At 67.2% G+C, this 11,709-nt stretch carries 10 protein-coding genes; 5 read left to right on the top strand and 5 right to left on the bottom strand.

Going from position 1 to position 11,709, the window contains the following annotated elements:
* The first annotated feature begins 2 nt into the window (after positions 1–2).
* Together flhA and DBR10_RS04210 are read left to right on the top strand one after the other, a co-directional pair.
* The gene (gene flhA, locus DBR10_RS04215; protein WP_233243264.1) at positions 3–1,994 is read left to right on the top strand and encodes a flagellar biosynthesis protein FlhA; all 1,992 of its coding nucleotides are present in this window, start codon (positions 3–5) and stop codon (positions 1,992–1,994) included.
* 213 nt (positions 1,995–2,207) lie between these two features.
* Positions 2,208–2,600: a DUF4282 domain-containing protein gene (locus DBR10_RS04210; RefSeq protein WP_108505616.1), complete on the top strand. Its 393-nt coding sequence runs from the start codon at positions 2,208–2,210 to the stop codon at positions 2,598–2,600.
* Here the strand turns inward: DBR10_RS04210 and DBR10_RS04205 are convergent.
* Genes DBR10_RS04205 through DBR10_RS04190 form a run of 4 tightly spaced genes read right to left on the bottom strand, consistent with a single transcriptional unit; the run spans position 2,597 to position 6,500 of the window.
* Positions 2,597–3,658, bottom strand: a complete 1,062-nt coding sequence (locus DBR10_RS04205; protein ID WP_335582546.1) for an endo-1,4-beta-xylanase — start codon at positions 3,656–3,658, stop codon at positions 2,597–2,599. The two genes, DBR10_RS04210 and DBR10_RS04205, sit on opposite strands and share 4 nt — an antisense overlap.
* The gene (locus DBR10_RS04200) at positions 3,655–4,077 is read right to left on the bottom strand and encodes a flagellar export protein FliJ (RefSeq protein ID WP_108505615.1); all 423 of its coding nucleotides are present in this window, start codon (positions 4,075–4,077) and stop codon (positions 3,655–3,657) included. The genes DBR10_RS04205 and DBR10_RS04200 overlap by 4 nt, the downstream gene beginning before the upstream one ends.
* Positions 4,074–5,411 (bottom strand): flagellar protein export ATPase FliI, encoded by a 1,338-nt coding sequence (fliI, locus tag DBR10_RS04195; protein WP_108505614.1) that lies wholly within the window; start codon positions 5,409–5,411, stop codon positions 4,074–4,076. The genes DBR10_RS04200 and fliI overlap by 4 nt, the downstream gene beginning before the upstream one ends.
* Before the next feature lie 57 nt (positions 5,412–5,468).
* Positions 5,469–6,500 carry an alpha/beta hydrolase family protein gene (locus DBR10_RS04190; RefSeq protein ID WP_233243263.1) on the bottom strand — a complete coding sequence of 344 codons (1,032 nt, stop codon included), beginning with the start codon at positions 6,498–6,500 and terminating at the stop codon, positions 5,469–5,471.
* 121 nt (positions 6,501–6,621) lie between these two features.
* Between DBR10_RS04190 and DBR10_RS04185 the strand changes: the two genes are divergently transcribed.
* The 3 genes from DBR10_RS04185 to DBR10_RS04175 all read left to right on the top strand — a co-directional run bounded on the left by DBR10_RS04185 (position 6,622) and on the right by DBR10_RS04175 (position 10,099).
* Positions 6,622–7,398 carry a LytTR family DNA-binding domain-containing protein gene (locus tag DBR10_RS04185; protein ID WP_108505613.1) on the top strand — a complete coding sequence of 259 codons (777 nt, stop codon included), beginning with the start codon at positions 6,622–6,624 and terminating at the stop codon, positions 7,396–7,398.
* A gap of 392 nt (positions 7,399–7,790) precedes the next feature.
* Complete coding sequence (ctrA, locus tag DBR10_RS04180) at positions 7,791–8,486, top strand: response regulator transcription factor CtrA (RefSeq protein WP_108490207.1); 696 nt, start codon at positions 7,791–7,793, stop codon at positions 8,484–8,486.
* Positions 8,487–8,731: 245 nt separating this feature from the next.
* On the top strand, positions 8,732–10,099 hold the full coding sequence (locus tag DBR10_RS04175; RefSeq protein ID WP_108556159.1) for a M23 family metallopeptidase: 1,368 nt from the start codon (positions 8,732–8,734) through the stop codon (positions 10,097–10,099).
* Positions 10,100–10,118: 19 nt separating this feature from the next.
* Here DBR10_RS04175 and DBR10_RS04170 read toward each other — a convergent pair whose 3' ends face one another.
* Positions 10,119–11,426 carry a M20/M25/M40 family metallo-hydrolase gene (locus DBR10_RS04170; RefSeq protein ID WP_233243262.1) on the bottom strand — a complete coding sequence of 436 codons (1,308 nt, stop codon included), beginning with the start codon at positions 11,424–11,426 and terminating at the stop codon, positions 10,119–10,121.
* Positions 11,427–11,709: the final 283 nt, after the last annotated feature.

Genomic DNA, 11,709 nt, shown 5'->3' with positions numbered 1-11,709 from the left:
TCATCGTCCTGCTGATCCTGCCGGTCCCGCCGATGCTTCTGGACCTGCTGCTGGCGATCTCGCTGGCCGGGTCGGTCCTGATCCTGATGACGGCGGTCCTGATCAAGAAGCCGCTGGAGTTCACCTCGTTCCCGACCGTCCTGCTGGTGGCGACCCTCTATCGCCTCGGCCTGAACATCGCCTCGACCCGCCTGATCCTCGGCCATGGCCACGAAGGCGCGCACGGGGCCGGTGCGGTCATCGAGGCCTTCGGCAACCTGATGATGCAGGGCAACTTCATCATCGGGGTGATCGTCTTCATCATCCTGGTGGTGGTGAACTTCATGGTCGTCACCAAGGGTTCGGGCCGGATCGCCGAAGTCGCCGCCCGCTTCACCCTCGACGCCATGCCCGGCAAGCAGATGGCCATCGACGCCGATCTGTCGACGGGCCTGATCGACCAGGAAACCGCCAAGCAGCGCCGCAAGGATCTGGAGCAGGAAAGCACCTTCTTCGGGGCGATGGACGGGGCGTCCAAGTTCGTGAAGGGCGACGCCGTCGCCGGCCTGATCATCACCGGGATCAACATTGTCGGCGGCATCCTGATCGGAGTTCTGCAGCACAAGATCCCGATCGGTCAGGCGTCGACCACCTATACGCTGATGACCATCGGCGATGGTCTGGTCAGCCAGATTCCGGCCCTGATCATCTCGATCGCGGCAGGCCTGGTGGTGTCGAAGGCCGGGGTTGAGGGCAGCGCCAATGCCGCCCTGACCACGCAGCTGTCGATGAACCCGGTGGCGCTGGGCATGGTTTCGGCTTCTTCGGGGGTCATGGCCCTGATCCCCGGCATGCCCATCATTCCGTTTGCGGCGCTGTCGCTGGGTGCCGGTTTCCTGGCCTATCGCCGATCGATGACGGCCAAGAAGCCGCCGCCCCTGGACCCGGCCCTGGCCGAGGCCGTTGCCGGAGAGCCCGAGGAAGAGCCGATCAGCGCCTCTCTGGCCATTGACGACGTCAAGATCGAGCTGGGCTATGGGCTGCTGACCCTGATCAACGATCTCGATGGCCGCCGCCTGACCGACCAGATCCGCGCCCTGCGCAAGACCCTGGCCAGCGAGTTCGGCTTCGTCATGCCGCCGGTCCGCATCCTCGACAACATGCGTCTGGCCAACCAGGGCTACGCCATCCGGATCAAGGAAATGGAAGCCGGGGCCGGCGAGGTCCGGCTGGGCATGCTGATGGCCATGGACCCGCGTGGCGGCCAGGTCGAACTGCCCGGCGAGCACGTGCGCGAGCCGGCTTTCGGCCTGCCCGCCACCTGGGTGGCCGATGACCTGCGCGAGGAAGCCACGTTCCGGGGGTATACCATCGTCGATCCGGCCACTGTGCTGACTACGCACCTGACCGAGATCCTCAAGGAGAACATGGCCGACCTGCTGTCCTATTCGGAAGTTCAGAAGCTTCTGAAGGACCTGCCGGAGGGCCAGAAGAAGCTGGTCGACGACCTGATCCCGTCGGTGGTCACGGCCACCACGGTGCAGCGCGTGCTGCAGGCCCTGCTCAAGGAGCGGGTCTCGATCCGCGACCTGCCACAGATCCTCGAAGGCATCGGCGAGGCCGCGCCCCATACCAGCTCGGTCACCCAACTGGTCGAGCAGGTCCGGGCTCGTCTGGCCCGTCAGCTGTGCTGGGCCAATCGCGGTGACGACGGCGCCCTGCCGATCATCACGCTGTCGGCCGAGTGGGAACATGCCTTTGCCGAGTCCCTGGTCGGGCCCGGCGACGACAAGCAACTGGCCCTGGCCCCGTCACGGTTGCAGGATTTCATCCGTGGCGTCCGTGAAGCCTTCGAGCGGGCGGCCCTGCAGGGCGAAGCGGCGGTCCTGCTGACCAGCCCCGGTGTCCGGCCCTATGTGCGCTCGATCATCGAGCGCTTCCGGGGGCAGACGGTGGTGATGAGCCAGAACGAAATTCATCCGCGCGCGCGGCTCAAGACCGTCGGCATGGTCTGACGCCCGTCGGAACCCGTCGCCAGCCCCCGTAACCGTCAAACGGGTCGGTGCTGCGGCGACAGAGGTCCGGATCGACCTCTTCTGAACTGCGTTCAGGCCCAACCCAGCCTTTTGATCTCTGTACACCATGACCCGCCCGGCATTGCCGAGCGGGCTTCGCGCTGCTAGCGATGCGCTTGATCGGGCGGTTCTCGCCGACTTTTGGTGTGTCTTATGCCTCCGGCCAAGAATGGCAATTCCAGCGGTGCCCTGTTCTGGGACCTCCTGACCTTTGACCGTCTCGTCACCGGGCCGGTGATTCACCTGATCTATTGGGCCGGCCTCGGGGTCGTGGCCCTGTTTGCCTTCTCGGTGGTCGGGGCAGCGGTCGGCCTGGCGCTGAAGGAGCCGGGGCTGCAGTCGCTGCTGCTGGCCTTCCCGGTGCTGATTGCAGGCCTGCTGGTCGCCGGGGCCATGGTACTTTTGTGGCGCGCCTTCTGCGAGTTCTATGTCGCCATCTTCCGGATCAGCGAAGACCTGCGCGCCCTGCGTCAGACCAGTGACGCCGACCATGCGGCCCTTCGGTCGCGGGTCCCGCGGGCCGCGACCCCGCCTGCAGATCACTAGCTGCTGAAGATCTGTCCCAGAGCCCCGAGCACCGGCTTGGGGCGGTCGTGGACATCGAACAGGTTGGGCGTGTCGGTGTCGTTCTCGCCCCGCAGCCACGACTGGCCATCGCGCAGGCCCCACAGGGTGAAGGCAAAGCGCTGGCTGGCAGGCAGGGCCATGAAGGCCTCGGCCGTCTCGACATAGGTCGCCAGCTGCTTGCGCTCCAGCTCCGGGCGGGCCGTCAGCCAGCCCTTCGACCGCACGATCGACACATCCAGTTCAGAGACATGCACCGGCAGGCCCAGACTGCCGAGGTCGCGCATCATGGCGGTGATCTCGCCACGCGGAATATCCGCAGCGATATGCATCTGGGTGCCGAGGGCCGTGACGGGTGCGCCAGAGGCCAGCAGCCGTTCGGCCAGTTTCAGGAAGGTGGCGCGCTTTTTCGGATTGTATTCGAGATTGTAGTCGTTGAGCACCAGGGCGGCATCGGGATCGGCCTGCCGGGCCATGCGATAGGCCAGGGCGATGTGCTCGAAGTCGCCCAGGCGCTGTGACCACAGGCTGTCGCGCCAGCCATTGCCGTCCTCGGCGACCGGCTCGTTGACCACGTCCCAGCCGACCACCTTGCCGCGATAGCGACCGGCCACGGCCAGGATGTAGTTGCGATAGGCCTGTTCGAAACTGACGCGGCTTTCGTCCAGCCGGGCAAAGGCCTCGGGAACCTGGGCGTACCAGATCAGGGTGTGGCCCAGCAGGCGCAGGCCGTGGGTCTGGCAGAAGGCGGCCAGGCGGTCCGGGGCGTCGAAGCGGAAGCTGCCGTCCGGCTGGACGATGTACTCCATCTTCATCTGCCACTCGGGGGTCAGCTGGTCGACCTGGTCCAGGGTGAGCGCCGTCCAGGCCGGGTCGTCCAGATGCAGGGCCTGGGCGCAGGTCCCGATCGGAAAAGGGGCGACCGTCCGAAGGGGCGGGACCGGCGGGGGCGCCGGCTGGCTCGCCGCCTTTGGACCACACGCGCTGAGGGCCAGGGCCGAGCCCAGCAGCAGGCGGCGGTCCAGGGTCGGCAGGCTCACGGGCGCGAACCGCCCGAGGCCCGACGCAGGCCCAGTTCATCCAGCGCCGCCGCCTCGATCTGGCCGGCCTTCTTGCGCTGGCTGATCCGGGCGGCCTCGGCGACGTGCTCGTACTTTTTCAGGGCCTCGAAGGCCTGGGCGAGGGCGTCGCGGGCCCCCTGTTCCTCGAGCGTGGCCTGCTCGATCTGGACGATCATGTCGGCGCGCCGGCGCTTGGAGCCCTCGCGGTAGCTGGTCATCATCCAGGCCATGTCGGTGCAGGTCTCGGCCTGCTTGGCCTCGGCCTCGGCCTCGCCGTCGAGCATGGCCACGCGCAGCTCGGCCGCCATGCGGCGCTCGACAATGTCGGCCAGCCGCTTCTGCAGGGTCTCGACCTCATGGGTCGAGATGCGGATCAGGGAGGCGGCCCACCGGGTCATTCGTGGTCACTTTCAAGGATGCCGGCCAGTTGGCCAAAGGAGTCGTCGAGACCGGTGGCCTCGTCCTTGTCCTGGCTGAGGAACTCTTCGATGGCGGGGTTCAGGCGGATCGCGCGGTCGACCACCGGATCGGCCCCAGCCCGGTAGGCCCCGATGCGGATCAGCTCTTCCATATTGGCATAGGCGGCCATCACCTGACGGGCGCCTTTGACGATCATCCGCTCGTGCTCGTACTGGCAGCCCGGCATGGTCCGGCTGATCGACTTCAGCACGTTGATCGCCGGGAAGCGGCCGCGCTCGGCGATGGCCCGTTCCATGACGATGTGGCCGTCCAGAATACCGCGCGTGGCGTCGGCGATCGGCTCGTTGTGATCATCGCCGTCGACCAGCACGGTGAAGAGGGCGGTGATCGGGGCGGCGATCGAGCCGTCAGGGCGGATCGGACCGGGGCCGGCCCGCTCGAGCAGCTTGGGCAGTTCGGTGAAGACGGTCGGTGTATAGCCCTTGGTGGTCGGCGGCTCGCCGGCGGCCAGGCCGATCTCGCGCTGGGCCATGGCGAAACGGGTCACCGAGTCCATCAGGCAGAGGACCTCAAGGTCCTGGTCGCGCAGATACTCGCTGATCGCCAGGGTCATATAGGCGGCTTGGCGGCGGGTCAGGGCGGGCTCATCCGAGGTAGCGACCACGACGATGGCGCGCTTGAGGCCTTCCTCGCCGAGGGTTTCCTCGATGAACTCACGGACTTCGCGGCCCCGTTCACCGATCAGACCCACCACGACCGCGTCGCAGCTGGCTTCCTTGGCCAGCATCGACAGCAGCACCGACTTGCCGACACCCGAGCCGGCGAAGATCCCGAGCCGCTGGCCCCGGCAGGTGGTGGTGAAGACGTTCATCGAGCGAACGCCCAGATCCAGGCGTTCGCCGACCCGGCCACGGGCATGGGCCGGTGGGGGTGGGGCCTTCAGGGGATAGGGCACCTCGCCCTGCGGCAGCGGGCCCAGACCGTCGATGGGCTCGCCGAAGGCATTGATGATCCGGCCCAGCCAGGCGCGCGTCGGCCGGACATTGGCCCCTTCGGGCATGATGCGGATCTCGGCGCCGGGTGCGACGCCCTCGACGGGGCCGAAGGGCATCAGCAGGGCGCGGGTTTCGCGGAAGCCGACGACCTCGGCCGGCAGGGGCCGAGCCCCCAGTCGCTCGATCTCGACCCGGGCCCCGATCGCCAGCCGCGTCAGTCCGCCCCGGGCCTCGATCAGGAGGCCGTTCACGGCGGCGACGCGACCGGAGACGGTCAGCGGGTCGATGCGTTCGACGGCGGCAATCAGGCTACGCAAATCGGTTCTCGAAAGTGAGGTCTCATCCTCGACCGACAGCGTTAACCACCTGTGAAGTTAGGGCTGTTTCGGGGGCAGGTTGGCGGTGAAAAACGCCGTAATTTCCCGGTTGAAGGTGAGGTGGAATGCCGCACGGTCGAAGCCCGGGGCGCTTGAGCACAGTTGCGGCAGTTCCCGGGCCATTCCCGGCGGGCAGGGCGTCAGGAAGTCATAGTGCCCGGCCCCCTGCACGACATGGACGTCGGGCGTTCCCGGAAGGGCCTGGAGGATGGTCGTCGCGTGGAACGGGTCGACCAGGATCTGGTCATTTTCGGCTCGCCACAGCTGCACCGGGACCGTGATGGCACCGAGGCTCTCGGGCCTGAAGGCGTAGCCGAGCGCCGGAGCTGCCGAGACGACCGCCTTGATCCGGGCATCATGAATCCACGGCGCGGCCAGCGCGTCGGCCGGGGGAGGCTGCAGGGCCATGAGGCGGCAATCGAAATGGGTCGGATGGCTGCGGCAGTGGGCCGGCACGCGGGCCAGTTCAAGCTCGCCACCGGCCGCGACCAGTACGGTCAGCCCGCCCGCCGAGAAGCCAAAGGCCCCGACGCGCCCGGGATCCAGCTGCCCATGCTGGGGCCAGTCGGCCAGCATGTAGTCGACGAGCACACGCAGCTGCCTTGGCCGGCTGGCCAGGTCGGTGGACCGGCTCTGATCGCGGAAGTTGTCATGGGTGTGGGTCAGGGCGGCGACGACGAAGCCGGCCCTGGCCAGGGTCTCGGCGGTATCGTGGTGGCCGCCGAACCAGCCGCCATTGCCATGCGACATGACCACCAGCGGCAGGCCCTGGCCCAGAAGCGGGCTGTTGGGCGCGAGCAGCGCGTCGCCGAGACCGGGCACCGGCAGGGTGGCGACCGTGGCCGTCGGGTACCAGATGCCGACCTCGATGGGCGTGCCCTGCGGATCCGGAACCTGGACGAGCTGGAAGCCGACCTGGGTCTCGGCGCGGGCCGGTCGGGTGGTCAGCAATACAGTCACGACAATCGCGGCCAGGACCAGCAGGACGGTCTTGATCCAGCAGACAAGAGATGACGAAACAGGTCGCACGGAAGGTCTCCTCAGGCGTAACGATGAGCAGGCTTTTGCGCGTCGGGCGGAGGTCTGCCAGTGCGCTTGCGCGAATGGGCGAACGGGTTCGCAAACCGGCGAACTGTGCTTAAAGGGAGGCATGGACAGGCCATTCAAATCCTGGCTCGGAACCCCGCGCGAATGGGCGATCGATGTCGCCGCGGCGACGGTTGCCGGTGTCTTCCTGGGGCTGATCGGCCCCTTCGGCAGCTTCTTCAACGACACGGCAGCGGCCCTGGTCATCTACTGGGTGCTGGCCCTGTGGTGCGCCACCCTGGTGCTGGGCGTCGTTTGTCGCCTGGGTGTTGCCCTGGCCCCGAGGTGGGGAATCCCTGTCGCCCTGGCCCTGGCGGGCGGTGTCGTTGTCGCCAGCGGCCCGCTGTCGTTGCTGGTGGCCCAGATCGCCCGCCTGTTCTGGCCCCGGATCGCGCTCTCGCCGCTCGACTGGTACTGGCAAAGCTTGGTGATCTCGGCCCCGCTGGTCCTGGTCTATGCCGGCCTCCGCCATCTGCTGGCGCGAGGGGGTGGCGAGACTCCCCTTTTCGTCATGCCGGCAGCGCCCGAAGCATCCCCTGCCACGCCGCCCGCCGCCGGTGAGGTGCTCTGCCTGCGGATGGAGGACCACTATGTCCGCATCCACACCGCCGTCGGCTCGCGCCTCGTCGAGGGGCCGTTCGAGCGGGTGATCGCGACCCTGGGCGACCAGGAAGGGCTGCGGGTCCATCGCTCCTGGTGGGTGGCCCGGGCGGCTGTGCTTCAGGTCGAGGCGGACGGCCGCAATCTCAGGCTCAGGCTGCAGGGCGACCTGTCAGCGCCCGTTTCGCGCGCTTCAGTGGCCCGGTTGCGGGAAGCCGGCTGGCTGTCCACCGAGACCTGACGTCAGGCCCCGCGACCTGCCGCCGCAGCAGCAGAAAACCTGTCCAAGAACTTTTGCGGCAGAACGCCGCAACGGACTTGCCAGGGGCAAGGCCAGGGCTGCGGCGACAGGACCCGCCCGGCACACCCGGAACCGCTACAGGGCCCGGCTTTGGGCCATTTTCATCGACAGGAAGGGGGCGCCTGGGGGGCTTTGCAGGCGTCCCCGACGAATTTGCGCTGCGACCCAGCGACCGCTTGCACCCGATTCGCAAATCAGATTAACCATTCAGCCAACGGGATCATTCACCATTAACCAGTCTTAAATTAACTCGCCGCAAAGTGCAGGCAGGGTTAATCGGGCGGCTTTCGCCGAGACGTCGAATAACGCCACCGAGTGGCGTGGAGGGGCTCATGCGCGTACTGTTGATCGAGGATGACAGCGCGACAGCGCAGACCATCGAACTGATGCTGAAGTCTGAAGGCTTCAACGTCTATACGACGGATCTTGGCGAAGAAGGCGTCGATCTCGGCAAGATCTATGACTACGATCTGATCCTGCTGGATCTGAATCTTCCGGACATGAGCGGCCTGGACGTTCTGCGCACCCTGCGCGTTGCCAAGGTCAATACCCCGATCATGATCCTGTCGGGCTCGTCGGAAATCGACACCAAGGTGAAGACCTTCTCGGGCGGTGCCGACGACTACATGACCAAGCCCTTCCACAAGGACGAGATGATCGCGCGGATCCACGCCGTGGTCCGTCGTTCGAAGGGCCATGCCCAGTCGGTCATCAAGACCGGCGACATCATCGTCAATCTGGATGCCAAGACGGTCGAAGTGAACGGCAATCGCGTTCACCTGACCGGCAAGGAATACCAGATGCTGGAGCTGCTCTCGCTCCGCAAGGGCACGACCCTGACCAAGGAAATGTTCCTGAACCACCTGTATGGCGGCATGGACGAGCCGGAACTGAAGATCATCGACGTCTTCATCTGCAAGCTCCGCAAGAAGCTGGCGGCCTCGGCCCAGGGCAAGCACCACATCGAAACCGTCTGGGGCCGTGGCTATGTGCTGCGCGATCCGAACGAACAGGTCGCTGCGGCCTGATCGGCACGCCGTTCAGACCTCGACTTCACGAAGACGCCCGCCGGAAACGGCGGGCGTTTTTCGTTGTGGCTCACGCCGGCACCTGAGGGTGAGGCCTTGCTCCGGGCCGTGACAAATCCGCCAAAGCACCGAATAGTGCTTGTGGCTGCGCTCCACCGCCGCCATCTTCCGGCGCGACGATTGCTGGGGGGCTTCCCGGCCGTGTCATTCTGACCTTGCGCGGCATCGATACCGAAGGGGGACCGATGCAGGAATTCGACCCGCGACGCCGGACCCTGCGTCTGGCGCCCCGGCTTTTGACGGCTGTCGCCGGCCTGGCCGCGCTCGGCCTGGGCTGGAAGCTGCTGGCCGTCGATGTCAGGACTCCTGAAACCGCGCCGCTCGATGCCGCCCAGCTGGCGGTTCTGCAGCACAAGGCCTTCGCCGGGGCCGAGGCCCAGCCCGGCTTCGAACTGCCGCAGAGCGTTCCCGTCAAGGTCCGTCCCGGCGAGACGCTGGAAGGTGCCGTGCGCCGGGCGGGCGTCACGGCTGAAGACGCCCGTCAGGTCGTCGGCATGCTTCAGGGCGCGATGGATACCGTCAACATCAAGGCCGGCATGGCCTTTGATGCAGCCATTGCCCAGCGACGCAACCAGCGCGGTCCGGCGCGGCTGATCGGGCTGTCGATGCGCACCAGCCCGTCCTCGACCCTGACCGTCTCGCGAACCTTCGACGGGGCGCTCAAGCTGCGCGAGCTGGAAGAGAAGGTCAGCGACGAGACCAAGGTCGCCTGCGGTGAGATGAACGGCTCGTTCTATGAGAGCGTCGCCAATGTGGGCGGCACGCCTGCCGTCATCAGCGAGGCGTCGAAGCTCTTCTCGCACAAGATCGACTTCTCGCGCGACATCCATGAGGGCGACCGCTTCTGCCTCGTATTTGACCGCAAGGTCACCGAGAGCGGTCGCACCATCGAGGCCGGCGACCTGGAATATGCCGAGGTCAAGGGCCAGCGCTTCTACGGCTTCGATCGTGACGGCAAGCGGCAGTTCTTCGACGAGACCGGCAAGAATATCAAAGGCTTCCTGCTGCGAACCCCGGTCGACGGGGCCCGCATCACCTCGACCTTCGGCGCACGCCGCCACCCGATCCTCGGCTTCAACCGGGCCCACAAGGGCGTCGATTTCGGAGCCGGCACCGGCACGCCGATCCTGGCCGCCGGCGACGGGGTGGTGCTCGAGGCCCGCCGCTGGGCCGGCTACGGCAACTGGCTGCGCATCCGCCATGCCGGTAAGTGGGACACGGGCTATGCCCACATCTCGCGCTATGCGCCCGGCGTCCGGGCGGGCACCCGGGTCCGTCAGGGCCAGGTCGTGGCCTATGTCGGCTCGACCGGCATGTCGACTGGCCCGCACCTGCACTATGAGGTCTGGCTGAACGGCCAGCGGGTCAATCCCATCGGCGCCAAGGTACCGCAGGGCACAGTTCTGTCGGGCGGTGAGCTGGCGTCGTTCAAGTCCCGCAAGGGCCAGATCGACCGCATGCTGGCCGAAGGCGGGGCTGGCCAGTCCAGTGCCGACACGCCCAAGCTGGCCCTGGCCGAGCTGAAGTCCGAGGCCGCTGCGAAGCTGCGCTGACGGGCTCGGGGCAGGGGGCTCAGTCCACCCCGGCCACGGCCAGCAGGGCGGCCAGGCCGACCTGCATGCCGCGCAGGCTTTCGCCCTTCTCGACATCGATCCATTCGTCCAGGGCATGGGCCCGCCCGGCCTTGCCGCCCGAGCCGATGGTCACGGCCGGGATGCCGAGGCTCATCGGGATGTTGGAGTCCGTCGAGGAGATGTCGTGCTCCGGCTTGAAGCCCAGGGCGGTGATCGCGGCACTGGTCAGGACCACGATATCCGCGGTGCGGGGCGTGGCCCCGGCCGGGCGTTCGCCGATCACCTTGGGCTCGGCGGTAATCTTGCCAAAGCGGGTGTCGCGGGCGGCGTTCTCGCCGGCCACGGCGGCATCGATGATGCCCAGCAGGGTCTGGTCCAGCTTGGCCAGTTCGGCGGCGCTCTCGGAGCGCATGTCGAACTGCATGAAGACGTCATGCGGGATTGAATTGACCGAGGTGCCGCCGCCGGTGACGCTGGCCGAATAGGTGGTCTTGGGGTCCTTGGGTGTCTGGACGGCGTAGAGATCGACCACGGTTTTCGCCATGGCGGTCATCGGGTTGACGGTGCCGAAGGCCCCGTAACTGTGCCCGCCGGGGCCCGTATAGGCCACATGATAGCGCTTGGAGCCGGTGCCACCGTCGACGATGCGGGTCGGATCGGAGCCGTCCATCGAGAAGAAGGCGGTGATCCGGCCCTTGTAGGCGCTCTTGTTGAACAGGTAGCGCACGCCGCGCAGGTCGCCGGGGCCTTCCTCGCCGACATTGCCGACGAACAGGATGTCGCTGCGGGTCTTGATGCCGGCGGCGTCCAGGGCCCGCATATAGGCCAGCAGGGTGGCCAGCGAGCGGGTGTCGTCGCCGATGCCCGGGGCCATCAGTTTGGTGCCCTCGCGCCGGACCTTCACGTCCGTGCCTTCGGGGAAGACGGTGTCGAGGTGGGCGGCCATGACCACGAACGGCCCCTTGCCCTTCGTCGCCGTGCCCGGCCGTATGCCCATGACATTGCCCTCGGCATCCATGGTCACATCGGTCAGGCCGTGGGCCTTCAGCATCGCCAGATAGGCCTTGGCGCGGGCCTCTTCCTTGAACGGCGGGGCAGGGATCTCGGTCAGGGTGACGATGTCGGCCACGGTGCGGTCGAAGTCGGCGTCGAGCCTGGCCACGGCGGCCTTGAAGGGCTTTGAGGCGACGATTTTGCCCACCGTCGCGGCGGGATCGGCCTTGGGGGCGGCGAGGCTCGGCGCAGCGGCCAGCAGGGCGGTGCCCAGGGCGAGGATCGAGGCTGAACGGTGAAAGGCGTGGGACAAGCGACGGGACTCCCTGAGTGGCGAGGGGAGACTAGGGGGAGCCCGTCGTGGTGTCATCCCTTGCGGGCGGCAGACACGGCATCGCAGCCTCGCCGGTTTTGCGCCGGCGGGTGTGGGGAGGCGGCGGAGCGTCCGGGCCAGACCCGGATGAAGTTGTAGTGGAGTACCGTTTCGGCCTGGACCGGAGCGCTCCGCATGACCGATTTTCCGGTGAGCCCTCGGGGCGCGGGGTTTTAACCCGCTCCCGACAGAGGCCCCCGACGGGCGGAAGGGCAGCGACCCT

This window comes from Caulobacter sp. HMWF025, assembly GCF_003060965.1.
Taxonomy (GTDB): Bacteria; Pseudomonadota; Alphaproteobacteria; order Caulobacterales; family Caulobacteraceae; genus Caulobacter.
The sequence above is the reverse complement of the archived record's forward strand: the minus strand, read 5'-3'. Positions and strand labels throughout refer to the sequence as shown.